25 protein-coding genes are annotated in these 22,648 nt (G+C 62.3%); 16 read left to right on the top strand and 9 right to left on the bottom strand.

Annotated features, from left to right (window positions below; all coding sequences use genetic code 11):
• Positions 1-31: 31 nt before the first annotated feature.
• Positions 32-2,257: a DNA internalization-related competence protein ComEC/Rec2 gene (locus ACHPFG_RS12205; RefSeq protein WP_431702666.1), complete on the bottom strand. Its 2,226-nt coding sequence runs from the start codon at positions 2,255-2,257 to the stop codon at positions 32-34.
• A gap of 135 nt (positions 2,258-2,392) precedes the next feature.
• Between ACHPFG_RS12205 and ACHPFG_RS12200 the strand changes: the two genes are divergently transcribed.
• A complete protein-coding gene (locus ACHPFG_RS12200) occupies positions 2,393-2,908 on the top strand; it encodes a DUF2062 domain-containing protein (RefSeq protein WP_131698034.1) in 516 nt (171 codons plus the stop codon).
• A gap of 3 nt (positions 2,909-2,911) precedes the next feature.
• On the opposite strand, the gene ACHPFG_RS12195 is transcribed toward ACHPFG_RS12200, so the two are convergent.
• Entirely contained in the window at positions 2,912-4,279 is a 1,368-nt protein-coding gene (locus tag ACHPFG_RS12195) for a histidine kinase sensor domain-containing protein (RefSeq protein WP_431702663.1), read from the bottom strand.
• On the bottom strand, positions 4,269-4,997 hold the full coding sequence (locus ACHPFG_RS12190; RefSeq protein ID WP_431702661.1) for a response regulator transcription factor: 729 nt from the start codon (positions 4,995-4,997) through the stop codon (positions 4,269-4,271). The genes ACHPFG_RS12195 and ACHPFG_RS12190 overlap by 11 nt, the downstream gene beginning before the upstream one ends.
• Before the next feature lie 205 nt (positions 4,998-5,202).
• Here ACHPFG_RS12190 and ACHPFG_RS12185 point away from each other — a divergent pair, with 205 nt between their 5' ends.
• From ACHPFG_RS12185 to ACHPFG_RS12170, 4 genes are all read left to right on the top strand, one after another.
• Positions 5,203-7,956, top strand: coding sequence for a response regulator (locus ACHPFG_RS12185; RefSeq protein ID WP_431702659.1), 2,754 nt, complete (start codon positions 5,203-5,205; stop codon positions 7,954-7,956).
• Between the two features lie 23 nt (positions 7,957-7,979).
• Complete coding sequence (locus ACHPFG_RS12180) at positions 7,980-8,969, top strand: 2-hydroxyacid dehydrogenase (protein ID WP_431702657.1); 990 nt, start codon at positions 7,980-7,982, stop codon at positions 8,967-8,969.
• A 71-nt stretch (positions 8,970-9,040) separates the two neighbouring features.
• Entirely contained in the window at positions 9,041-9,481 is a 441-nt protein-coding gene (locus ACHPFG_RS12175; RefSeq protein ID WP_092488784.1) for a hypothetical protein, read from the top strand.
• Positions 9,478-9,882: an META domain-containing protein gene (locus tag ACHPFG_RS12170; RefSeq protein WP_431702654.1), complete on the top strand. Its 405-nt coding sequence runs from the start codon at positions 9,478-9,480 to the stop codon at positions 9,880-9,882. Before ACHPFG_RS12175 ends, ACHPFG_RS12170 begins: the two co-directional genes overlap by 4 nt.
• Before the next feature lie 52 nt (positions 9,883-9,934).
• On the opposite strand, the gene ACHPFG_RS12165 is transcribed toward ACHPFG_RS12170, so the two are convergent.
• Positions 9,935-10,396, bottom strand: coding sequence for a TlpA disulfide reductase family protein (locus ACHPFG_RS12165; RefSeq protein ID WP_090402869.1), 462 nt, complete (start codon positions 10,394-10,396; stop codon positions 9,935-9,937).
• Between the two features lie 115 nt (positions 10,397-10,511).
• On the opposite strand from ACHPFG_RS12165, the gene arsC reads away from it, so the two are divergent.
• The 3 genes from arsC to ACHPFG_RS12150 are packed head-to-tail and all read left to right on the top strand — an operon-like array spanning position 10,512 to position 11,864.
• Positions 10,512-10,865 (top strand): arsenate reductase (glutaredoxin), encoded by a 354-nt coding sequence (gene arsC / locus ACHPFG_RS12160; protein WP_431702652.1) that lies wholly within the window; start codon positions 10,512-10,514, stop codon positions 10,863-10,865.
• Complete coding sequence (gene wrbA / locus ACHPFG_RS12155; protein WP_090402864.1) at positions 10,862-11,476, top strand: NAD(P)H:quinone oxidoreductase; 615 nt, start codon at positions 10,862-10,864, stop codon at positions 11,474-11,476. Before arsC ends, wrbA begins: the two co-directional genes overlap by 4 nt.
• Positions 11,460-11,864, top strand: a complete 405-nt coding sequence (locus ACHPFG_RS12150) for a DUF2069 domain-containing protein (protein ID WP_145337670.1) — start codon at positions 11,460-11,462, stop codon at positions 11,862-11,864. The genes wrbA and ACHPFG_RS12150 overlap by 17 nt, the downstream gene beginning before the upstream one ends.
• 38 nt (positions 11,865-11,902) lie before the next feature.
• Here ACHPFG_RS12150 and ACHPFG_RS12145 read toward each other — a convergent pair whose 3' ends face one another.
• Both ACHPFG_RS12145 and ttcA read right to left on the bottom strand, forming a co-directional pair.
• The gene (locus ACHPFG_RS12145) at positions 11,903-12,574 is read right to left on the bottom strand and encodes a DNA-3-methyladenine glycosylase I (RefSeq protein WP_145337669.1); all 672 of its coding nucleotides are present in this window, start codon (positions 12,572-12,574) and stop codon (positions 11,903-11,905) included.
• Positions 12,575-12,654: 80 nt separating this feature from the next.
• Positions 12,655-13,479: a tRNA 2-thiocytidine(32) synthetase TtcA gene (gene ttcA / locus ACHPFG_RS12140; protein ID WP_053128530.1), complete on the bottom strand. Its 825-nt coding sequence runs from the start codon at positions 13,477-13,479 to the stop codon at positions 12,655-12,657.
• Between the two features lie 264 nt (positions 13,480-13,743).
• On the opposite strand from ttcA, the gene ACHPFG_RS12135 reads away from it, so the two are divergent.
• Together ACHPFG_RS12135 and ACHPFG_RS12130 are read left to right on the top strand one after the other, a co-directional pair.
• On the top strand, positions 13,744-14,346 hold the full coding sequence (locus tag ACHPFG_RS12135; RefSeq protein ID WP_027606356.1) for a Yip1 family protein: 603 nt from the start codon (positions 13,744-13,746) through the stop codon (positions 14,344-14,346).
• Positions 14,347-14,474: 128 nt separating this feature from the next.
• Entirely contained in the window at positions 14,475-14,969 is a 495-nt protein-coding gene (locus ACHPFG_RS12130; protein WP_027606355.1) for a SprT family zinc-dependent metalloprotease, read from the top strand.
• A 96-nt stretch (positions 14,970-15,065) separates the two neighbouring features.
• Here ACHPFG_RS12130 and ACHPFG_RS12125 read toward each other — a convergent pair whose 3' ends face one another.
• Entirely contained in the window at positions 15,066-16,241 is a 1,176-nt protein-coding gene (locus ACHPFG_RS12125; protein WP_431702648.1) for a CaiB/BaiF CoA transferase family protein, read from the bottom strand.
• A 157-nt stretch (positions 16,242-16,398) separates the two neighbouring features.
• On the opposite strand from ACHPFG_RS12125, the gene tusD reads away from it, so the two are divergent.
• The 6 genes from tusD (at position 16,399) to ACHPFG_RS12095 (ending at position 19,835) form a co-directional block, all read left to right on the top strand.
• Positions 16,399-16,791, top strand: coding sequence for a sulfurtransferase complex subunit TusD (gene tusD, locus ACHPFG_RS12120; protein WP_167655658.1), 393 nt, complete (start codon positions 16,399-16,401; stop codon positions 16,789-16,791).
• A 1-nt stretch (position 16,792) separates the two neighbouring features.
• Positions 16,793-17,143: a sulfurtransferase complex subunit TusC gene (gene tusC / locus ACHPFG_RS12115; protein WP_431702646.1), complete on the top strand. Its 351-nt coding sequence runs from the start codon at positions 16,793-16,795 to the stop codon at positions 17,141-17,143.
• On the top strand, positions 17,143-17,421 hold the full coding sequence (gene tusB / locus ACHPFG_RS12110; RefSeq protein ID WP_131698047.1) for a sulfurtransferase complex subunit TusB: 279 nt from the start codon (positions 17,143-17,145) through the stop codon (positions 17,419-17,421). The genes tusC and tusB overlap by 1 nt, the downstream gene beginning before the upstream one ends.
• The gene (locus ACHPFG_RS12105) at positions 17,418-17,753 is read left to right on the top strand and encodes a TusE/DsrC/DsvC family sulfur relay protein (RefSeq protein WP_131698048.1); all 336 of its coding nucleotides are present in this window, start codon (positions 17,418-17,420) and stop codon (positions 17,751-17,753) included. Before tusB ends, ACHPFG_RS12105 begins: the two co-directional genes overlap by 4 nt.
• Positions 17,750-18,751, top strand: a complete 1,002-nt coding sequence (locus ACHPFG_RS12100; RefSeq protein WP_431702643.1) for a glycosyl transferase family protein — start codon at positions 17,750-17,752, stop codon at positions 18,749-18,751. The genes ACHPFG_RS12105 and ACHPFG_RS12100 overlap by 4 nt, the downstream gene beginning before the upstream one ends.
• An 88-nt stretch (positions 18,752-18,839) precedes the next feature.
• Positions 18,840-19,835, top strand: coding sequence for a glutathione S-transferase family protein (locus ACHPFG_RS12095; protein ID WP_431702641.1), 996 nt, complete (start codon positions 18,840-18,842; stop codon positions 19,833-19,835).
• 129 nt (positions 19,836-19,964) lie between these two features.
• Here the strand turns inward: ACHPFG_RS12095 and cysG are convergent, their stop codons facing one another.
• Both cysG and serS read right to left on the bottom strand, forming a co-directional pair.
• Positions 19,965-21,359, bottom strand: a complete 1,395-nt coding sequence (cysG, locus tag ACHPFG_RS12090) for a siroheme synthase CysG (RefSeq protein WP_253491074.1) — start codon at positions 21,357-21,359, stop codon at positions 19,965-19,967.
• A complete protein-coding gene (gene serS / locus ACHPFG_RS12085; RefSeq protein WP_167655666.1) occupies positions 21,360-22,640 on the bottom strand; it encodes a serine--tRNA ligase in 1,281 nt (426 codons plus the stop codon).
• Between the last annotated feature and the right edge of the window lie 8 nt (positions 22,641-22,648).

The following is a 22,648-nucleotide window of genomic DNA, read 5'->3' as shown; positions in this document are numbered from 1 at the left end:
GTCCCAGGCGCCGGTCTTTGGTAAGGCTGGATCAGGGTAACGTTTCGCGCCAAAAACGGCGTTGACTACGCGCAACAGTCGGTGGCTGGAAAGCCCCTAGTTGCACACGCACCGCGCCCTGCTCGGCACTGTCGTATATCTGGCTGCCCAGTTGCTGGTAGCGCTCCACCACCTGCGGGTGAGGATGGCCGAACGCATTGCCACGCCCCCGAGAAATCAGCACCGACGTGGGTGACAGCCGCTGTAGAAAAGGCCATGACGACGAACTGCGGCTGCCATGGTGAGGGGATTGCAGCCAATCGGTGCGCACGGCCAACGATGAGGCGAGAAATGCCCGCTCGGCAGCCCGATCAATATCCCCCGTGAGCAGCAGGCGCTCACCATTGGCCTGGACCTGCAGAACACAGGACTTGGGGTTGCCATCCGTCGCATCAGGCCACTGCCACAGCTCGAATGCCACACCGTCCCACACCCATCGCTCACCGCTGACACAGGGCTGGGTTGCGAGAAACGCGGGCAAGCCCTCGGTTTCACCGCCCACGACACGCCGGATCGGCAACCCTCGGGCAACAGCCGACGCCCCGCCGGCATGATCGGCGTCGGCGTGGCTCAGCAGCATCATATCCAGCGTCCCGACGCCGAGCTTTTTCAACGCGGGCACTACCACGCGGGCACCGAGATCAACCGTCCCCGAACGCGGGCCGGCATCGTAGAGCAACGTGTGATGGCGGGTACGCAGGATCAAGGCCAGACCTTGCCCGACATCCAGTTGCACCACCTCCAGCCGCCCATGGGGCACCGGCTCGCGGGGTGGAAACACTGCCAACAACAGCAGCGGCCAGCCCAGTGGCCGAAACGGCACGCCTTTGGGCAGCAATAACAGCATCGCGCCGACCAGGCTGATCAGCCAGTAACCCAAGGGCACCTCGGCCGGTATCCAGGCAGGCATTTGCCCAGCGAGCCATGCCAAGCCCCGGAACAACCCGTCAAGCGCCCCACCCGCCAGCCACAACAAGCCTTCCCCCAGATACGGCAGCGACAACAATGCGCTCCCCAGCAACGCCAGTGGCAACACCACCAGGCTGATCCACGGCACGGCAATCAGGTTGGCCAGCGGCGCACTCACGCTGACGGGCAAACCGAGCACCAGCAACACAGGAAACAGACCAACGGCAATCAAGCACTGAGGACGTGTCCATGCCTGCCAGACACTCCACGGCCCCAGCCGCCCACCAAATCCCACGACCAGCACCGCGACAGCCATAAAGGACAGCCAGAATCCGGGTTGCAGACTGGCTAGTGGCTCCAGGATCAGCACGCCATTGAGTGCCAGCAACAACGGCCACCAGAACCCCAGATGACGAAAGCGCAAACGCCATAACAGCACCAGCCCCACCATGACGCAGGCCCGTTGCACCGGCACGCCAAACCCTGCCAGCAGGCCGTACCCCAGCGCGGCGGCAAACGCCAGGCCACACGCCCACGGCAGCCACGGCCAGGTGCGGGGCCAGCAGCCGTAGCGTGCAAGTAGCGCGACCAACCCGTAGATCAACCCCGCCAACAAACCAATGTGCTGGCCGGAAATCACCAACAGGTGCACCGTACCGGTGTCCTGCAACACCTGCCAGTCTTCGGCCGCCAGCCCGGAGCCATCCCCCAGCACCAAGGCTGCCAGGCCCGCCTCGCGGCCTTGGGCGTCCACCGCCATCAGACGTTGGCGGACAGTGTCACGCCAGGCATGCCGAGCCGGCGCCAGGCGCTCACCATCCTTCACCGAGCCGGTGGCACCAATGCGCCGGGCCAGCAGCCAGGCCTCCTGATCAAAACCGTGAAAGTTGAGCAGCCCGGCAGGCCGTTTCAGCGTTACGGCCAGACGCCAGCGCTCGCCACTGCGTACCGACGGCCCGCCGTGCCAGGACACACGTATACGCTTGGGCAGCCGGGCGTTGCGCGCCTGGCTGTCGGCCAGCTCAAAACGCACGCCCGTCTCTGTCTGCTGCGGTAACCCGGTTACACGGCCTTCCAGCCATCGCGTCTGGCCATCCAGCACCGGCCGTAGCCGATCATCCAGTGCCCACTGCGCACTGATGCAGGCCCAGCTCAAGCCCAGCAGGAAAAATGCCAGTGGAGACGTACGAAATGGCAATAGCATCAATGCCAGCACCAGCATGGCTATCAGCCATCCCGTCGGCGGCAACGCCGGTAGAAAGCGCAAGGCAAGCAGCCCCAGCGCGAGCGCGAACATCCCTGTCTTCATGAACCCTCCTTTTCGAGTGATCCACTCAGTCTTAGACGACGGCCCAGGACGTCCTATGATGTTTTGTCACAAAGTCTGAATTTTCTGTTTATAGAATGCGGGCATACTTGCCCCTCGAACCGACCTGGACCCCTTATGCCTCGGCGCTTATTCAAACGGTACATGCCCGACCCCACTAGTATCAGGGAACACAAGTCATTACAGTTTCTTGGCACGTTGCTGCACGACCCGAACCTCTGGCACCTGAATCGGCACTCAGTGGCACGCGCCATGGCGGTGGGTTTGTTCGCGGCTTTTATCCCGATTCCGTTGCAGATGCTATTGGCGGCGGTGCTGGCGATCATCGTGCGCGGCAACATGCCCATCGCCGTCAGCCTGGTCTGGCTGACCAATCCGATCACCATGCCCGTGGTGTTCATCTGCACCTACATGACCGGCGCCTGGCTGATGAATGTGCCACCGCGCAGCCTGCCCGACGACCTGACCTGGGAATGGATCAGCGGCCAGTTGAGCACACTGTGGCAACCCTTTCTGCTGGGTTCGGTGGTGTTGGGGGTCGTGTTGGGCGCATTGGCCTACTGCCTGACCATGGGGTACTGGCGCTGGTGGGTCGCGCACCAATGGAAAAAGCGCAAGCAGCGCCGAGGCTGAGACCTATCGCGCCGGCAACCGCAGGTGCACACGCAAGCCCCGGCCGGTATTTTCCGCCCACAAGCTGCCGTCCTGGCGTTGCACGGCATTGCGAGCGATGCTCAGGCCCAGCCCGAAGCCACCATCGCCTGGCCTTGAGCCGTCCAGCCGCGTAAACGGTGCAAAGATTCGCTCCAGATCCTGCTCATCGATTCCCCCGCCCTGGTCTTCCAACCAAAGGTGCCAATACTCCCCCTCGCGGCATCCATCCAGGCACACAACCCCATCCGCCGGGGAATGGCGTATGGCGTTGCGCAGGATATTCTCCAGGGCCTGGGCCAGGGCATTCAGGTTGCCCCGTACCCAACTGTCAGCGCCCAGAAGGCAGGGCAGTCGCGATGCTGGCCAGTCGCTTTCAAAGCACGCGTTCTCGCGCAGCATGTCCCACAGCGCTTGCACCTGAATATCTTCTTTGGGCAGCGGCGCCCGCTCGGTATCCAGCCAGGCCAGTTGCAGGCTGTCTTCCACCAGGCGCTGCATGGCGTCGATCTCCCGCCCCAACCGCTCACGCAGGCGCGCAAGATCCTGCTCGCTGTCACAGGCCACCCGCAAACGGCTCAATGGCGTGCGCAGTTCATGGGACATGTCCCTTAACAGTTGCTGTTGCAGCATCACCGTACCCTGCAAGCGCTCGGACATATGATCAAACGCGCGCCCCAGCTCGCCCAATTCGTCCTGACGACTGGTGGCGTCGTGGGACATCCGCGTATTCAATTGATCGGCACGCCATGCGTTGGCCTGCTCGCGCAGTTGGTTGAGGGGCATGATCAGCAGACGATAGAGGCCGATGCACAGCAACAAGGTAAAGAGGCCGGGAATCACACCGTTGGTCACCACCCGCCAGAACAGTTGGTAGCGCCCCGGCATAAAGCGCTGCGGCAGTTCAATCACCAGCGAACCGGCGCCCGGATCCACCGCAAACGGAATCTTCAACCACGGCAACCCCTTGACGTGGCGGCTGACCGGCCAATCCAGGCCCCGCAGGAAGGTCAGGCGCTGGCTTTCCGTGTGGGTCAGCGGGTAGCTGCTCAACGACTGCAAGTCATTGCCGATCACACCGATCCACGTGCTTTCGCGCTTGCCCATTGCATGCAGCCACGCATCAACGCCGGCATTGCCACCCTGGTTCCAGGCCTGCTCAGCGCCGACCGCATAACCACTCAAGGTGATCCTGGCCTCGTCGGACAGGTAGGCGTTCTTTTGCTCCATGTACCGGCCCCAGGACCAACTGAGCCAGATCATCAGCAAACAGAAGGCGATCAGCAGGCAGGCAAGTTTCCAGAATAACGAGTGCCTGCCCGGCAGTCGTTTCAGCGATGCCTCAAAGCCCATCGTCGTGACCGCTCAGCACATAGCCCTTGCCCCACACCGTGCGTACCTCACGCTCGCTGTAGCCGATGGCCTTGAGCTTGCGGCGGATCTGGCTGATGTGCATGTCGAGGCTGCGGTCATGGGGCGCATAACCCCGTTGCAACACGTGCTGGTAGAGGAACGCTTTGCTGAGGACTTCTTCACCGTTGCGATGCAGGGTTTCCAGCAGTCGGTATTCGCTGCGGGTCAGGCCCGCCCAGTGCCCCTGATGAAAAACATCGCACAGCTCATCGTCGAAACGCAGCGTGCGGGTATCCTCACGCACGGGCGCAAGCGTCGGCAACGGGCGCCGATCCAGCGCCACCCGACGCAGGATGGCTTCGATACGCACGCGCAGCTCAACCATGCTGAAAGGTTTGGGCAGGTAATCATCGGCCCCCAGGCGAAAACCGCTGACGCGATCGGTTTCAGCGCCCAGCGCCGACATCAGGATCACCGGAACCGAATGGCTCTGGCGCAGATGGGTGAGGATCGACAAGCCATCCAGGCCCGGCAGCAGAATATCCATCAACACCACGTCGAATGCCTGATCGCGCGCCATCTCCAAGCCCTGCTGACCGTTATGGCACCAGGTGACCTGGAAACCACAGCGCCCCAGATGCTCATGCACATAGGCTCCCAGCACGGGGTCATCTTCAATTGTCAGGATACGGGGTAGGCCAACTGGTGCGGGATTCATTAGCGTCTGCAAGTCATTCTCAATCACTGATTATTCAAGATAACCCCGCCGCAGGCAATCGCCACACGGTGTCCGCCGGCCCGAAGATTGCCCTCTGTCATTAATTTGCAAGATTCCAGACCGCGCAAATGGCTACACTGCGCAGGTGGCGCGGGCCGGATGCCGGCGCGGAAGATTGATATCAGTGTGGTAGCAGGAGAGTGGCGTGCTTAGAAGAATGGGGATAAAAGGCCGCGTACTGTTGCTGACCTTATTACCGACCAGCCTGATGGCCTTGTTGTTGGGGGGCTACTTCACCTGGATGCAGCTCTCGGAGTTGCAGGCCCAACTGCTGCAACGCGGCGAAATGATCGCCGAGCAACTGGCGCCCCTGGTGGCCCCTGCCATGGGCAGCAGGAACACCGACCTGCTGGAGCGTATCGCCACCCAATCCCTGGAACAGACGGACGTGCGCACCGTGGCGTTCCTCGCGCCGGACCGCACGCCCCTGGCCCACGCCGGCCCGACCATGCTCAACCAGCCGCCGGTCGGTAACAGTTCCCACCTGCTGCAGCGCACCGGCAACGACGCCACGCGCTACCTGCTGCCGGTGTTTGGTCGCCATCGCAACCTGGCGGGCGATTTGATCCCCGATGAAGCTGATCGCCTGCTCGGTTGGGTCGAGGTGGAGTTGTCCCACAATGGCATGTTGCTGCGCGGCTATCGCAGCCTGTTCGCCAGCCTGCTGCTGATTGCCATCGGCCTGATCTGCACCGCAGCCCTGGCCCTGCGCATCAGCCGTACAATCAACGCGCCGATTGGCCTGATCAAGCAAGCGGTGGCCCAACTCAAGGACGGCAACCTGGAAACCCGTCTGCCGGCACTCGGCAGCCAGGAGCTGGATCAACTCGCATCGGGCATCAACCGCATGGCCGAAACCCTGCAAAACGCCCAGGAAGAATTGCAGCACAGCATCGACCAGGCCACCGAAGACGTACGCCAGAACCTGGAAACCATCGAAATCCAGAACATCGAACTGGACCTGGCGCGCAAGGAAGCCCTGGAGGCCAGTCGCATCAAGTCCGAGTTCCTGGCGAACATGAGCCATGAAATCCGCACGCCACTCAACGGCATCCTCGGTTTTACCCACCTGCTGCAAAAAAGCGAACTGACCCCGCGCCAGCTGGACTACCTGGGCACCATCGAAAAATCCGCCGACAATCTGCTGGGCATCATCAACGAGATCCTCGACTTCTCGAAGATCGAGGCCGGCAAGCTGGTCCTCGACAGCATCCCCTTCAACCTGCGGGATTTGCTGCAAGACACCCTCACCATCCTCGCCCCCGCCGCCCATGCCAAGCAGTTGGAATTGGTGAGCCTGGTCTACCGCGACACGCCGCTGGCGCTGGTGGGCGACCCGCTGCGGCTCAAGCAGATCCTCACCAACCTGATCAGCAATGCGATCAAGTTCACCCGCGAAGGCACCATCGTGGCCCGGGCGATGGTCGAGGACGAGCAGGAAGACAGCGTGCAGCTGCGCATCAGCGTGCAGGACACCGGCATCGGCCTGTCCAGCCAGGATGTGCGCGCGCTGTTCCAGGCGTTCAGCCAAGCCGATAACTCATTGTCGCGCCAACCCGGCGGCACGGGGCTGGGCCTGGTGATTTCCAAGCGCCTGATCGAACAAATGGGCGGTGAAATCGGCGTCGACAGCACGCCGGGCGAAGGCTCTGAATTCTGGATCAGCCTGAACCTGCCCAAGACCCGCGACGACGTCGAAGACCTGCCCTGTGCGCCGCTGCTGGGCCATCGCGTGGCGGTGCTGGAAAATCACGAACTGGCGCGCCAGGCCCTGCAACATCAATTGGAAGACTGTGGCCTGGAAGTGACGCCGTTCAATACCCTGGAAAGCCTGACCAACGGCATCACCAGCGCCCACCAGACCGAGCAGGCTATCGACCTGGCGGTACTCGGCGTGACCGCCAACGATATTCCGCCCGAGCGCCTCAACCAGCACCTGTGGGACCTCGAACACCTGGGTTGCAAAGTGCTGGTGCTGTGCCCCACCACCGAACAGATGCTGTTCAACGAGTCGGTACCCAACCCCAACAGCCAGTTGCAGGCCAAGCCGGCGTGTACCCGCAAGCTACGCCGTGCCTTGTCCGACCTGATCAGCCCGCGGCCGTCACGCAGTGAACCGGGCGAGCCGTTGTCCAGCCGTGCTCCGCGTGTGCTGTGTGTCGACGACAACCCGGCAAACCTGCTGTTGGTACAGACCCTGCTGGAAGATATGGGCGCGCAGGTACGTGCAGTGGAAAGCGGTTACGCGGCGGTCGACGCGGTGAAACAGGACACCTTCGACCTGGTGCTGATGGACGTGCAAATGCCCGGCATGGACGGACGCCAGAGCACCGAGGCGATCCGCCAGTGGGAAAGCGAGCGCCATGGCACGCCGTTGCCGGTGGTTGCCCTCACCGCCCACGCCATGGCCAACGAAAAGCGCGCCTTGCTGCAAAGCGGGATGGACGATTACCTGACCAAACCCATCAGCGAACGGCAACTGGCCCAGGTGGTGCTGAAATGGACTGGCCTGGCCCTGCGCAACCAGGTGCCGGAGCGCGCCGTCGAAGGCCTGGGCCCGGGCGTGCAATTGCCGGTGCTGGACCACGAGGAAGGCCTGCGCCTGGCCGCCGGCAAGACCGATCTGGCGGCCGACATGCTGGCCATGCTGCTGGCCTCCCTGGAAGCCGACCGTCAGGCCATTCACGTCGCCCGCGATGCCAAAGACAACCTGGCCCTGATCGAACGCGTCCACCGCCTGCACGGCGCCACCCGCTACTGTGGCGTACCGCAACTGCGCGCCGCCTGCCAACGCGCCGAAACCCTGCTCAAGCAGGACGACGCCAAGGCCATGACCGCGCTGGACGAGCTGGACATGGCCATTGCACGGCTGGCCAGTGAAGCACGGGTCAGCGCCTGAACTCATCAAAAAGGACGCCTTTGATGCGCGTGATTCTTTTCAGCAGCCAGACCTACGACCGCGACAGTTTCCTCGGCGAACCCCTGCCGCGCGGCCTGGAACTGCAGTTCCAACCTGCCCGGCTCAACCTCGACACCGTCGCCCTGGCCGAACACCACGAGGTGGTCTGCGCCTTTATCAACGATGACCTCAGTGCCCCGGTGCTGGAACACCTGGCCAAGGGCGGCACGCGGTTGATCGCGTTGCGTTCGGCCGGTTACAACCATGTGGACCTGCCTGCCGCCAAACGCCTGGGCCTGACCATCGTACGCGTCCCGGCCTATTCGCCCCATGCGATCGCCGAACACGCGGTGGCCCTGATCCTCGCCCTCAACCGCCGCCTGCATCGCGCCTACAACCGCACCCGCGACGGCGATTTCAGCCTGCATGGCCTCACCGGTTTCGACCTGGTGGGCAAGACCGTCGGGGTGGTCGGCACCGGCCAGATCGGCGCCACGTTCGCCAGGATCATGGCGGGCTTCGGTTGCCGGTTGCTCGCCTACGACCCGTTCCCCAACCCGCAGGTCCAAGCCCTCGGCGCTGACTATGTGAGCCTGCCGGAGCTCTTGGCCCAGGCGCAGATCATCAGCCTGCACTGCCCGCTGACCGCCGACAGCAAGCACCTGATCAATGCACGCTCCCTGGCGCAGATGCAACCCGGCGCCATGCTGATCAACACCGGTCGCGGTGGCCTGGTCGACACGCCGGCGCTGATCGAAGCACTCAAGGACGGCCAACTCGGCTACCTGGGGCTGGATGTGTATGAGGAGGAGGCCCAGCTGTTTTTCGAGGACCGCTCCGACCTGCCCCTGCAGGACGACGTGCTCGCGCGCCTGCTGACCTTCCCCAACGTGATCATCACCGCACACCAGGCGTTCCTCACCCGCGAAGCCCTGGCGGCGATCGCCGACACCACCTTGGCCAATATTGCGGCATGGGCCGATGGCCGGGCACAGAACCTCGTCGAAGGATGATCAGCGGTCACATACCAGGCTCATGATGATCAGGCACCCGTGATAGGATGCCGCGCCTATTTGGAGGATCCATGGCCGAACACGATTTCCGCTTCAGCTTGCTGAGCCCGCAACACACCCTGATCGAATGCCGCGCCCTGGTGCCGGGCCGTTACCAGGTCACCGGCAACGGTGGTTCGATCAAGCATGACGACGTGCTGATCGTCACCCTGCGTGGCAGTAAAACCTTGTCCATGCGCCTTACCGTCGAAGGTGACGCGCGCTACTCCATCCGCCCTGCAGGCCAGTGGGTCGCCATGGCCCGCGGGCCGAAGTTCGGTGAGCTGGAGATTCACACCTGGAAGGTCAACTGCGACAGCTGCGACACTGTGCTGGAGTTTGAATTCGCGGTGGAAACCAAGCTGACCAAAGAGCCGCTGCAACCGGCCGCCAACGCGCGCATTGCCGAGTTGGGCTGGGCCAGCGAAGGCGACAAGCACCGTTGCCCGACATGCCAGAAGGCCGGGCAATGAAAGGCCTGGTTCTGCTCGCCGCCATCGGTGCGGCCCTGAGTGGCTGCGCCGGGGATGCAGTCAAGCTCAAGCAGGATCACAGCTACGTGGTGGAGTGGATTGGTGAGCGGCCGTTGATGGATTACGCGCACCTGACCGTCACCCTCGGCGCCGATGGGCGTGCCTACGGCAATGGCGGCTGCAACCACTGGTTCGCGCCGTACACCGTCGAAGGCGACAAACTCAGCTTCGGCAAGCTCGGCAGCACCCGCAAGCTCTGCGCCGAAGCCCTGATGGAGCAGGAACAGCGCTTCTTCCAGGCCCTGCAAGGCGTACAGCGCTGGGACATCTCGCCGATCGAGCAGACCCGCTTCTGGCCGGCCGAAGGCAAGCCGATTCGCCTGTGGCTCGAAGAGGGCTGACTGCACCGATCTGCACGTTGGTTAGATCTAAATGTGGGAGGGGGCGGTTGCTTTAGCCGCGCAAGGCCTTGAGTTTGGCCAGCACCCCTTCCGCCGTCTGCTCACCCATCAACTGCTCGCGCACCTTGCCCTTGTCATCGATGATGTAGGTCACCGGCAACGCTTCGCTGCGCGGAATATCGAAGATCCCATCCGGGTTCTGCGCCAGCACGGTGAACTTGATCCCCAGTTTGTCGCTGGCCTCCTTCAGCTCCGCCCCCTGCACATTGTCGAAGTTAACCCCGAACACCCCCACGCCCTGCCCCTTCAACTGTTCCGCCAGGGCGTTGAGTTCGGGGATTTCCGTACGGCATGGGCCACACCATTCCGCCCAGTAGTTGACCACCAGCCACTGTTTGTCCAGGCGCTCGGCCGCGACCTTCTGGCCGTACTGGTCAACGCCGTAGTCATTGCCGCAGCCGCTGAGCAGCAGGGTTGTAATGATCGCCAATGCACCGATCAGTCGCCTTGTCATGGGGTAATCCTTCGCAAAAATGAACGTTGGCTGCGACCTATCGCCTCTTACGGTTTAAGGACAGGACGCCGCGCAGGTAGAATACCCGCCACCTTACGCAAGATGCGACCCGCACATGACCGATCTGACGCTTTATCACAACCCGCGCTGCTCGAAATCCCGCGGTGCGCTCGACCTGCTGGAAGCCCGAGGCCTCGCCCCCACCGTGGTGCGCTACTTGGAAACACCGCTGAATGCCGTGCAATTGAAGGCACTGCTGGCCAAGCTGGGCATCAGCGCCCGCCAACTGCTGCGCACCGGCGAAGACGAATACAAGACCCTTAACCTGGCCGATACCAGCCTCAGCGAAGCGCAGTTGATTGCCGCGATCGCCGAACACCCCAAGCTGATGGAACGCCCGATCCTGGAAACCGCCGATAAAGCCATCATTGGCCGCCCGCCAGAGAACGTGCTGGAGATCCTGCCGTGACTACGCCGTATGTGCTGGTGTTGTATTACAGCCGCAATGGCTCGGTGAGCGAAATGGCTCGGCAGATTGCCCGTGGCATCGAGCAAGGCGGGATGGAAGCGCGGCTGCGCACCGTGCCGGCGATCTCCACCGAATGCGAAGCCGTGGCGCCGAGCATCCCCGACGAAGGCGCGCTGTACGCCAGCCTCGATGACTTGAAAAACTGCTCGGGCCTGGCCCTGGGCAGCCCGACGCGCTTCGGCAATATGGCCGCGCCGCTCAAGTACTTTCTCGATGGCACCAGCAACCTGTGGCTCACCGGCGCGCTGGTCGGCAAGCCGGCCGGGGTGTTCACCTCCACCGCCAGCCTGCATGGCGGCCAGGAAACCACGCTGATGTCGATGCTGCTGCCGCTGCTGCACCACGGCATGCTGATCACTGGCCTGCCCTACAGCGAACAGGCACTGCTCGACACCCAGGGTGGCGGCACGCCGTATGGCGCCAGCCACCATGCCGGCCCGGATGGCAAACGCCTGCTCGACCCACATGAAATCACCCTGTGCCGGGCCCTGGGCCTGCGCCTGGCCAAGACCGCCACGCTGCTGGAGAACGGCCGTGGCCAGGAAGCCTAAGGTTCTACCGCCGCAAGCGTGGCTGGAGCCACGGGTCAAGGCGGCACGCGCGTTAAGCCTGCTGGCGTTTTTCGCCCTGGTGGGTTTGTTGTGCGGGTACTACCTGTTCGTCGCCGACCTGCACGGCGCACGCCCGTGGGTGATCCTGCTGATCGAACTGGTGCCGCTGCTGGTGCTGGCGCCGGGGATGATCATCGGCAGTGCGCGCGGGCACTCGTGGATGTGCTTTGTGGTGAACCTGTATTTCATCAAGGGCGCGCTGGCGGCGTATGACCCGAACCGGCAGTGGTTCGGGGTGCTGGAGATGCTGGCCAGCCTGGCGGTGTTCTGTACGGCGCTGCTGTATGTGCGCTGGCGGCACCAACTGAACCGCCGGTTGGCCGAGTAACTGTGTGGCGAGCCTGCTCGCCACACAATAGACCCCGGTCAATGGTTGACGGTGTACGCCAGCATCATCGATAGCTGGCACATCGGCCGCCCACTCTCGGCATGCCACTGGTTGAACGCACCTTGCACCGTCGCCAGGTCGCGCAGGCTGGTGGGGGCCTTGTCGACGATCTTCTGCGCATTCAATGCCGCGACCACGTCATAGCTCGGCACAAACGTATCCTTGCCGACCATGCGCAGGAAGCGTGGTGCCGACAGCCCACCCAACTGATGACCGTGCTTGCTCAGGTACTTCCACAGCCCGACGATATCAGTCACCGGCCAATCGGCGATAAACGCGCCGAAGCTGCCTTTTTCCTGCTCGATATCCAGGATCATCTGCGCATTGCGCGGCACGCTCTTGAGCTTGCCCAGGTGACGGATGATGCGCGTGTCCTGCATCAGGCGCTCCAGGTGCTCGGCGCCCATCAGCACGACTTTTTCCGGGTCGAAGCCGAAGAACACTTGCTCGAACGCCGGCCACTTGGCATCCACCACGCTGTGTTTCAAGCCGGCGCGAAACACGCGCAGCGCCAAGGTCGACAGGTAGCGATCATCACTGATCTTGCGCAGTTGCGCCGGGGTCTTGGGCACGGGCAGGTGGGCGTCCAGCTCGGCCGCTGAACCGAAGCGGTTCAGACAATATTCGTGCAGCCACTTGTAATCACGCATGCCCTCTCCTGCTGTTGAATGCTGGCAATTGAATTGAAAACGGCGCCCGCAAGCGCCGTGTGTCAGAGCGTTGAATGAGCTCAGAGGTTCACAACATTGACGAAGCGCGACGCGGCAGTCTCATCAATTTTGAGGCTGGTGAAGTCGAACAGGTTGCGGTCGGCCAATTGCGACGGCTGCACGTTCTGCAGGCTGCGGAAGATACTTTCGGTACGCCCTGGCGTCTTGCGCTCCCACTCCACCAGCATTTCCTTGACTACCTGGCGCTGCAGGTTTTCCTGGGAGCCGCACAGGTTGCACGGGATGATCGGGAATTGCTTGAGGTCGGAGTAGGCCTGGATGTCCTTCTCGTTGCAATACGCCAGCGGGCGGATCACCACGTTGCGCCCGTCATCGGCACGCAGCTTGGGCGGCATGGCCTTGAGCGAGCCGTTGAAGAACATATTGAGGAAGAAGGTCTCGACGATATCGTCGCGGTGATGACCCAGGGCCATCTTGGTCGCACCGATCTCATCGGCAAAGGTGTAGAGCGTGCCACGGCGCAGGCGCGAGCACAGCGAGCAGGTGGTCTTGCCTTCAGGCACCAGTTCCTTGACCACCGAGTAGGTGTCTTTTTCGACGATGTGGTACTCGACGCCCAGCGCCTTGAGGTAGGCCGGCAGCACGTGCTCGGGGAAGCCCGGCTGTTTCTGGTCCATGTTAACGGCGACGATCTCGAACTTGATCGGCGCGACCTTTTGCAGGTGCAGCAGCACGTCGAGCATGGTGTAGCTGTCTTTGCCGCCGGAGAGGCAGACCATGACCTTGTCGCCATCCTCGATCATGTTGAAATCGGCGACCGCCTCACCGGCCAGACGGCGCAGGCGTTTTTGCAGTTTGTTCTGGTTGACCGTAAGAGTGCCCATGGCGCTTGGATCCGCTGGAGGTGTGTGACGAAAAGCCGGGTATTTTACGCAAAAAAAACAGCTAAAGGGCTAACAGTAAAAGATCCCGCCGCGATTAGGACCCCTGTTTACAGCGCAATTTGCTCTAAAGGCCCTACAGTTATTCCGGTCATCCCTTCCTATACTGCGACTTGAGGTCGCACACATATATCCAGACCTTTGTGGCCATTTGGCCCGTAGGCGCTCCGATGGGGGGCGATGGTAATAACGACAGGAGTGACTGGCATGATCCATCACGTCGTGGGGCTGTTTACCCATCCCGACCAGGAATGGCGGGAAATTCGTGGCGATAAAGAAGAAAGCATCGGCCACATGTACCTCACTCACACCCTGATTCTCGCGGCGATCCCCGCCGTATCAGCCTTTATCGGTACCACCCAGGTCGGCTGGGTCATCGGCAACCGCTCCCCGGTCATGTTGACCCAGGAAAGTGCGCTGTGGATGACCCTCATGTCGTATGCGGCCATGCTCGGCGGCGTGGCGGTGATGGGTGCGTTCATTCACTGGATGGCCCGCACCTACGATGCCAACCCCAGCATGGCGCGGTGCGTGGCCTTTGCCACCTACACTGCGACACCGTTGTTTATCGGCGGGCTGGCGGCGCTCTACCCGCATATGTGGCTGGGCATGGTGGTGGGCACTGCAGCGATCTGCTACACGGTGTACCTGCTGTATGTCGGCGTACCGACCTTCATGAGCATCGACCCGGATGAAGGCTTCCTGTTTTCCAGTTCGATACTGGCCGTAGGGCTGGTGGTGCTGGTGGCGATCATGGCGTTTACCGTGATTGTCTGGGGCCTGGGCGTAGGACCGATCTACACTAACTGACCGATCAATGGTGAAGGCAAGGCCACCGCAAGGTGGCTTTGTGCGTGATGCACGACCATTCGGCGCGTGACAGATTCGGAAACACCCTGCTTTGCGGCATACTGGACGCCTCTGGAGATATGTACAGCATGCCCGAGCAACTCAATACCCGCGTCGAAGATTGTTTCCTGCAAGCCGAATCCTTTTTCAAACGAAGCTTCAAACGCCCCCAGGTCAGCCTCAAGCTGCGGGGCCAGAAGGCCGGTGTCGCGCATTTGCACGAGAACCTGCTGCGCTTCAACCCACAGTTGTACCGAGAAAACAGCCAACACTTCCTGAAACAGACCGTGGCCCATGAGGTGGCGCACCTGATTGCCCACCAATTGTTTGGCGAACGCATTCAGCCCCATGGTGAGGAATGGCAACTGATCATGCGTGGGGTCTACGAACTGCCGCCGGACCGTTGCCACACCTATGCAGTGAAGCGTCGCCAGGTGACCCGCTATATCTACCGTTGCCCGTGTGCCGACAGCGATTTCCCGTTCTCGTCACAGCGCCATGGCATGGTGGCTCAGGGGCGGCGGTACCTGTGTCGGCGCTGTCGGCAGACATTGGTGTTTACCGGCGAAACCAGGGTGGAATAAAGGCCTCATCGGGAGCAAGCTCCCTCCTACATTTTGATCGTATTCACAGGCCTGAATGTGGGAGGGGGCTTGCTCCCGATAGCTTCCGCCCAGCCACTACATAATCACCTTGGAGCTGCGCAGCTCGCTGATGCGCTGCGGGCTCAAGCCCAGCTCCGCCAACACTTCATCACTGTGCGCGCCCACGGCGACGCCAATGTGCCGGGGGGCTGGCAACCCTTCCGAAAACTTCAACGGGCAGGCAATCTGCGCCTGGCTCGAGCCATCCCCCCTGGGCACCTCGCTGACCAGAGCCCGCGCCTTCAACTGCGGATGGGCCACGGCTTCGCTGAGCGTCAGCACAGGCTCCACGCAGGCATCCACCCCGGCAAACAGCTCGCACAATTCCTCGAAACTGCGCTTCTCGAACTCTACCTGCAAGGCCTGCTTAAGCGCCGGCTGCTGCTCAGGCTTCAAGCCCTGCGCGGCCAACTCCGGGCGCCCCAACGCTTCACACAACGGCTGCATGAACGCCGGTTCCAGGCTGCCCACCGACATCCAGCGCCCATCTCGCGAACGGTAGTAATCGTAGAAACTCCCACCATTGAGCACATGGCCCTCCCATTCCGGCTCCACACCACACGCCAGGTAACCCGCGCCGGCCATGGCATTCAGGCTGAACGAGCAATCGGTCATGCTCACATCCAGGTATTGCCCGACCCCACTTTGCTGCCGCGCGATGACGGCAGCGAGCAGCCCCACCACCGCATGCAGCGAACCGCCGCCCACGTCCGCCAACTGCACACCCAGTGGCAACGGTCCGCTGTCCTGGCGCCCGGTGTAGCTGGCCACCCCGGCCAACGCCAGATAATTGATGTCATGCCCGGCGCGATCCTTATAGGGCCCGGTCTGGCCGTAACCGGTGATCGACACATAAATCAGCCGCGGGTTGATCGCCTTCAGCGCCTCGTAACCCAGGCCCAGGCGCTCCATCACCCCGGGGCGAAATTGTTCGAGGACAATGTCGTAGTTCTTGACCAGTTCGCGCACGATCTCCAGGCCTTCGAGCTGTTTCAAATCCAGCGCCAGGCTGCGTTTATTGCGATTAAGGTAGGCATGGCTGGCCGAAGTCCCCTGGTCATGGGGCGGCAGCACCCGCAGCAGGTCCACGCGCGTGGGGGATTCGATCCGCAGTACCTCGGCGCCCATGTCCGCCAGCATCAACGATGCGAACGGGCCAGGCAGCAAGGTGGAAAAATCCAGCACTTTGAGGGACGCCAAGGGACCTGACATGGGGACTCCATTTGGGTTTCGAATTCACACAGACTAGGCAGCCTGGCGCCTACCGGCAATCGTCAGAACGATCATCGAAGGTGACCGTTTTGATCATGGCGGGCTTTTTCGTGGCGGCGGCTTTATCATTGGCCCACGTTTGCTTGCAGAGAGTTCCATGAAGTTTGCGATTGCACTGTTTTCCGCCGCCCACGCGCCCTCCTCGCGCCGCGCCTTGCTGTTTGCACAGGCGGCGTTGGCCGGCGGGCATGAGATTGTGCGGCTGTTTTTCTATCAGGACGGCGTCTACAGCGCCGCCAATAACATCGTTGCACCCCAGGATGAGCAGGACATCGCCCGCCAATGGCGTGAGTTTGTCAGCACACATCAACTCGACGGCGTGGTGTGCATCGCTGCCGCCTTGCGCCGTGGCGTGCTTAACCAGGAGGAAGCCACGCGCTATCAACGCAGCGCGGTCAACCTGGATGCACCCTGGGCGTTATCGGGCCTGGGGCAATTGCATGACGCCGCCCAGGCCGCCGACCGCCTGATCTGTTTTGGAGGGCCGTGACATGTCCAAATCCTTATTAGTGATCAGCCGCCAGGCGCCATGGTCCGGGCCGAGCGCGCGCGAAGCGCTGGATATAGTGCTGGCCGGGGGCGCGTTTGATCTGCCGATCGGCGTGCTGTTCATGGATGACGGCGTGTTCCAACTGGCGCCGCACCAGGACGCCAGGGCAGTGCAGCAAAAAGACCTCAGCGCCAACCTGCAGGCATTGGGCCTGTTCGGCATCGATGACGTGTTCGCCTGCAGCCACAGCCTGGGTGAGCGCGGGCTGACGCAGCCGTCCAATGCCCAGCCGCTGGACAGCGAAGCGATCTCCAGGCTGATTGACCGTTACGACCAGGTGATAACCCTCTGATGTCGACTTTACATGTGGTGTCTCACTCTCCTTTTACTGATAACCGCCTCGACAGCTGCCTGCGTATCTGTGGCGCCGAGGATGCGATCCTGCTCTGCGGCGATGGCGCCTATGGGCTGCACAACCCGGCCCTGCACACCAAGGGGGTGAAGGTCTTTGTGTTGGCCGAAGACATGCAAGCGCGCAATCTGCCGCTACCCGACTGGGCCGACAGCGTGGACTACCCGGGTTTCGTGCAGCTGTCGCTCGAGTACAGCAAGGTCAACACCTGGCTATGAACACCCTGACCGTAGGCGCGCGCACCCTGGATCTGGACAAGGACGGTTACCTCGTCGACCTGAATGAATGGTCCCCTGAGGTGGCCAACGCCCTGGCCGCCGCCGAAGGCCTGGAATTGACCCCGGATCATTGGCAGATCCTCGAACTGCTGCGCCAGTTCTATGCCGAATTCCAGCTGTCCCCCGCCACGCGCCCGCTGATCAAGTACACCGCCTTGAAGCTCGGCCCGCAAAAGGGCAACAGCCTGCACCTCAACACACTGTTCAACGGCACTCCCGCCAAACTCGCCGCCAAGCTGGCGGGCCTGCCCCGGCCGACGAATTGCTTATGACCGACTTTGCCCCACTGACCCTTGAAACCCCTGCCGAGCATCCGTTTGCGCAGTTCGTGCGCATCCTGGGCAAAGGCAAGCGCGGCGCGCGCAACCTCACCCGCGACGAGGCCCGTGAAGCCATGGGCATGCTGCTCGACGAAAAAGTCGAAGACACCCAGCTCGGCGCCTTCCTGATGCTGCTGCGCCACAAGGAAGAAAGCCCCGAAGAACTCGCCGGTTTTACCGAAGCCGTGCGTGAACGCCTGAACGCCCCGGCACTGAATGTGGATGTCGACTGGCCGACCTACGCCGGCAAGAAGCGCCACCTGCCTTGGTTCCTGCTGGCCGCCAAGTGCCTGGCGCAAAATGGTGTGCGCATCCTCATGCACGGCGGCGGCGCACACACGGCGGGCCGGCTGTACACCGAACAATTGCTGCAAACCCTGCAAATCCCGCTGTGCCGCAATTGGCAGCAGGTCGGGACCGCGTTTGAGCAAGGCAACCTGGCGTTTATCCCGCTGGGCGATTGGGCGCCGCAACTGCAACGCATGATCGACCTGCGTAACACCCTGGGCCTGCGCTCGCCGATCCACTCCCTGGCGCGCCTGCTCAACCCGCTGAATGCGCGCTGCGGCCTGCAAAGCATTTTCCACCCGGGCTACCAGGGTGTGCACCGCGATGCCAGCGGCCTGCTTGGCGACCATGTGATCGTGGTGAAGGGCGACGGCGGCGAAGTCGAGATCAACCCTGACACCATCAGCCACATCTACGGCACCACCGGTGGCGAAAGCTGGGATGAAGAATGGCCCGCCCTCTCCGACCAGCGCCACGTCAAGCCGGCATCCCTGGAGCCTGAACACTTGAAGGCGGTGTGGCGCGGCGACGTAGAGGACAGCTACCCGCAACTGGCGCTGATCGCCACCATGGCCCTGGCCTTGCGCGGCCTCGGCCACTCACGGGAACAGGCGTTCGAATTGGCCCGGCAATACTGGGATGCGCGGGACAAATCGATTTAATCGATGATTCGCGCCCGGTCTTTGCGCTTTTAGTTCGAACTCATCCCTTTAGACTGGGCTCCAACGCTTATTAGCCAAGGAGCCAGTCATGGGTTTGCTGATCGAAGGACACTGGAAAGACCAGTGGTACGAAAGTAGTGCAGATGGCGCTTTCCAGCGGGAACAGGCACAACGCCGCCACTGGGTGACCGCCGATGGCCAGCCTGGGCCCAGCGGCGAAGGCGGCTTCAAGGCCGAGGCCGGTCGCTACCACCTCTACGTATCCCTGGCCTGTCCATGGGCCCACCGCACCCTGATCCTGCGCAAGCTCAAGGGCCTGGAAAGCTTGATCGACGTGTCCGTGGTCAGCTGGCTGATGCTGGAAAACGGCTGGACCTTCGACAAGGCCCACGGCTCCACCGGCGATAAGCTCGATGGTTTCGAATTCATGCACCAGCGCTATACCGCCGACACCGCCGACTACACCGGCCGCGTCACCGTGCCGGTGCTGTGGGACAAGCAGCTCAACCGCATCGTCAGCAATGAATCGGCGGAGATCATCCGCATGTTCAACAGCGCGTTCAACGGGCTGACCGGCAACACCCTGGACTTCTACCCCGAGCCGCTGCGGGCGACCATCGATGGGCTGAACGAGCGGATCTACCCGGCCGTGAACAATGGCGTGTACCGCGCAGGCTTTGCCACCTCACAAAAAGCGTATGAGAGCGCGTTTGATGATGTGTTTGCCGAACTGGATCACCTGGAGCAGCACTTGAGCGACCATCGCTACTTGGCCGGCGAGTACCTGACCGAGGCGGATGTGCGGTTGTTCACCACGCTGATTCGTTTTGATGCGGTGTATTACAGCCACTTCAAATGCAATGTGCGACGGATTGCCGATTATCCGAACTTGTCGAACTGGCTGAGGGAGATGTTTCAGTGGCCGGGCGTGGCCGAGACGGTGGATTTTGAACACATCAAGGGCCATTACTATGCGAGCCACCGCACCATCAACCCGACGGGGATTGTGCCGAAGGGGCCGTTGCAGGCGTTTGATGCCGGGCATGATCGAGTGAAGCTAACCAGCAAAGGCGTTTGGAGCTGATACACAACCCGTAGGAGCGAGCTTGCTCGCGAAGAACTCAAAAACACCGCGTGCATTCAGGATGGGCGCGTTATCGTTGACGGTTTTCGCGAGCAAGCTCGCTCCTACAGTTGATGTGTGTGCAGGTGCTCAGACTTGTGACTGGGCGCCTTCAAACCACTTCAGCTTCTCGCGCAACACCACCACCTCACCGACGATCACCAGCGTCGGCGCATGCACTTCATGCTCCGCCACCATGCGCGGCAGGTCCGCCAGGGTGCCGGTAAACACGCGCTGGTTGGACGTGGTGCCTTGCTGGATCAACGCCGCCGGGGTATCCGCGGCGCGACCGTGCTTGATCAGTTGCTCACAGATGATCGGCAAGCCAATCAAGCCCATGTAGAACACCAAGGTCTGTGATGGCCCTACCAGGTCACTCCAAGGCAGGTCCGACGTCCCATTCTTCAAGTGCCCGGTGATAAAGCGTACCGACTGCGCATAGTCGCGATGGGTCAGTGGAATCCCGGCGTACGCCGCGCAACCACTGGCTGCGGTGATCCCCGGTACCACCTGGAACGGGATGCCATGGGCCGCCAGTTCTTCGATTTCTTCACCGCCACGGCCAAAGATGAACGGATCGCCACCCTTGAGGCGCAGCACGCGCTTGCCTTGCTTGGCCAGGTCCACCAGTTGCTGGTTGATCTGGTCCTGCGGCACAGCGTGGTCGGCGCGGCGTTTACCGACGTAGATACGCTCGGCATCACGACGGCACAGCTCCAGAATGGCCGGCGCCACCAGGCGGTCGTACAGCACCACGTCGGCTTGCTGCATCAGGCGCAGGGCACGGAAGGTCAGCAGGTCCGGATCGCCTGGGCCTGCCCCTACCAAATACACTTCGCCCGGCGCATAAGGCGGCGCGCCGTTGACCTTTTCGATCAACAGACGCTCGGCCTCATCGCCCTGCCCGGCCAACTGACGGTCGGCAATCGGGCCCTGGAACACTTCTTCCCAGAACGCCCGACGCTGCTGCACATCCGGGTACAAGCCTTTGACCTGGGCACGAAACCGCGCCGCCAGCCCGGCCAGTTGGCCGTAGGTGGACGGAATCCAGGTTTCCAGCTTGGCGCGGATCAAGCGCGCCAGCACCGGCGCATCGCCGCCGCTGGACACCGCGATCACCAAGGGCGAGCGGTCGACAATCGCCGGGAAGATCACGCTGCACAAGGCCGGCGCGTCCACTACATTGACCGGTACGCAACGACGCTTGGCATCACTGGAGACTTGCGCGTTCAGGGGCTCGTCGTCGGTCGCCGCGATAATCAGGGTGCAGCCTTCAAGGTCAGCCTCCTGATAACCGCGCAGAATCAATTCCCCGCCACTGCCCTGCACCAGCTCACGCAACTGGTCTTCAATCTGGGGAGCAACCACCCGCAGCACTGCGCCGGCGTCCGCCAGCAGACGGGATTTGCGCAAGGCAATCTCCCCCCCACCGACGACCAGCACACGACTGCCGCGCAGGTTATGAAACAGCGGCAGAAATTCCATTTAGCGGATGACCTCAACGCCCGCCATGTAAGGCTTGAGCACCTCTGGCACGCGGATCGAACCGTCAGCCTGCTGGTAGTTTTCCAGCACCGCCACCAGGGTGCGACCTACAGCCAGGCCCGAACCGTTAAGGGTGTGCACCAGTTCCGGCTTGCCGGTTTCCGGGTTACGGAAACGCGCCTGCATGCGCCGGGCCTGGAAATCACCGCAGTTGGAGCACGACGAAATCTCGCGGTATTTGTCCTGGCTGGGTACCCACACTTCGAGGTCGTAGGTCTTCACGGCGCTGAAGCCCATGTCGCCGGTGCACAGCGCCAGGACGCGGTACGGCAGCTCCAGCAGCTGCAGGACGCGTTCGGCGTTGGCGGTCAGGCCTTCCAGGGCTTCCATGGAGGTCGACGGCTCAACCACTTGCACCATCTCGACCTTGTCGAACTGGTGCTGGCGGATCATGCCGCGGGTGTCACGACCCGAGGCGCCGGCTTCACTGCGGAAGCACGGGCTGTGGGCGACGAACTTGAGCGGCAGTTGCTTGGCATCGAGGATCTCGCCGGCAACGATATTGGTCAGCGACACTTCGGCGGTCGGGATCAAGTACAGATCGGCTTCGCCATCGCGGCTGATCTTGAACAGGTCTTCCTCGAACTTCGGCAGCTGGCTGGTGCCCATCAGCGCCGGCGCCTGCACCAGGTACGGGGTGTAAGCCTCTTCGTACCCGTGTTCACCGGTGTGCAGGTTGATCATGAACTGCGCCAGGGCACGGTGCATGCGTGCGATCGGGCCGCGCAGCAAGGCAAAGCGCGCACCGGACATTTTGGCGGCGGTTTCGAAATCCAGGCCACCGGTCAATTCGCCCAGGGCGACGTGGTCCTTGATCTCGAAATCAAAGGCCGTTGGCGTGCCCCAGCGGCGCACTTCGACGTTGCCGTCTTCGTCTTCGCCAATCGGCACGGACTCATGCGGCAGGTTGGGGATGCCCAGCAGGATCGAATCCAACTCGGATTGAATGCCTTCCAGCTCGACCTTGCCGTCGGACAGCTCGGTGCCCATGCGCTCGACGTCCGCCATCAACGGCGCGATGTCTTCGCCACGTTGCTTGGCCTGACCGATGGATTTGGAACGCGCATTACGCTCAGCCTGCAGTGCTTCGGTGCGGGTCTGGACGGTCTTGCGCTGTTCTTCCAGCGCTTCGATGCGCGCAACATCCAAGGCAAAGCCACGGGATGCCAGGCGGTCCGCTACGTCCTGAAGGTTGCTACGTAACAGTTTGGAATCGAGCATGTCGGTCT

This window comes from Pseudomonas sp. BR20, assembly GCF_050780135.1.
In the GTDB taxonomy this organism is placed as follows: Bacteria; Pseudomonadota; Gammaproteobacteria; order Pseudomonadales; family Pseudomonadaceae; genus Aquipseudomonas.
Note: the sequence above shows the minus strand (reverse complement) of the source record. Positions and strands in the feature narration are given on the sequence as shown.

Coding starts and splice junctions, on each gene's coding strand:
- arsC (WP_431702652.1), top strand. CDS start 10,512: ATGACCGATCTGACGCTTTATCACAACCCGCGCTGCTCGAAATCCCGC.
- tusC (WP_431702646.1), top strand. CDS start 16,793: ATGTCCAAATCCTTATTAGTGATCAGCCGCCAGGCGCCATGGTCCGGG.
- tusD (WP_167655658.1), top strand. CDS start 16,399: ATGAAGTTTGCGATTGCACTGTTTTCCGCCGCCCACGCGCCCTCCTCG.
- ACHPFG_RS12100 (WP_431702643.1), top strand. CDS start 17,750: ATGACCGACTTTGCCCCACTGACCCTTGAAACCCCTGCCGAGCATCCG.
- ACHPFG_RS12175 (WP_092488784.1), top strand. CDS start 9,041: ATGGCCGAACACGATTTCCGCTTCAGCTTGCTGAGCCCGCAACACACC.
- serS (WP_167655666.1), bottom strand. CDS start 22,640: ATGCTCGATTCCAAACTGTTACGTAGCAACCTTCAGGACGTAGCGGAC.
- ACHPFG_RS12190 (WP_431702661.1), bottom strand. CDS start 4,997: ATGAATCCCGCACCAGTTGGCCTACCCCGTATCCTGACAATTGAAGAT.
- cysG (WP_253491074.1), bottom strand. CDS start 21,359: ATGGAATTTCTGCCGCTGTTTCATAACCTGCGCGGCAGTCGTGTGCTG.
- ACHPFG_RS12130 (WP_027606355.1), top strand. CDS start 14,475: ATGCCCGAGCAACTCAATACCCGCGTCGAAGATTGTTTCCTGCAAGCC.
- ACHPFG_RS12170 (WP_431702654.1), top strand. CDS start 9,478: ATGAAAGGCCTGGTTCTGCTCGCCGCCATCGGTGCGGCCCTGAGTGGC.
- ACHPFG_RS12105 (WP_131698048.1), top strand. CDS start 17,418: ATGAACACCCTGACCGTAGGCGCGCGCACCCTGGATCTGGACAAGGAC.
- tusB (WP_131698047.1), top strand. CDS start 17,143: ATGTCGACTTTACATGTGGTGTCTCACTCTCCTTTTACTGATAACCGC.
- ACHPFG_RS12095 (WP_431702641.1), top strand. CDS start 18,840: ATGGGTTTGCTGATCGAAGGACACTGGAAAGACCAGTGGTACGAAAGT.
- ACHPFG_RS12200 (WP_131698034.1), top strand. CDS start 2,393: ATGCCTCGGCGCTTATTCAAACGGTACATGCCCGACCCCACTAGTATC.
- ACHPFG_RS12205 (WP_431702666.1), bottom strand. CDS start 2,257: ATGAAGACAGGGATGTTCGCGCTCGCGCTGGGGCTGCTTGCCTTGCGC.
- ACHPFG_RS12195 (WP_431702663.1), bottom strand. CDS start 4,279: ATGGGCTTTGAGGCATCGCTGAAACGACTGCCGGGCAGGCACTCGTTA.
- ACHPFG_RS12135 (WP_027606356.1), top strand. CDS start 13,744: ATGATCCATCACGTCGTGGGGCTGTTTACCCATCCCGACCAGGAATGG.
- ACHPFG_RS12125 (WP_431702648.1), bottom strand. CDS start 16,241: ATGTCAGGTCCCTTGGCGTCCCTCAAAGTGCTGGATTTTTCCACCTTG.
- ACHPFG_RS12180 (WP_431702657.1), top strand. CDS start 7,980: ATGCGCGTGATTCTTTTCAGCAGCCAGACCTACGACCGCGACAGTTTC.
- ACHPFG_RS12165 (WP_090402869.1), bottom strand. CDS start 10,396: ATGACAAGGCGACTGATCGGTGCATTGGCGATCATTACAACCCTGCTG.
- ttcA (WP_053128530.1), bottom strand. CDS start 13,479: ATGGGCACTCTTACGGTCAACCAGAACAAACTGCAAAAACGCCTGCGC.
- ACHPFG_RS12145 (WP_145337669.1), bottom strand. CDS start 12,574: ATGCGTGATTACAAGTGGCTGCACGAATATTGTCTGAACCGCTTCGGT.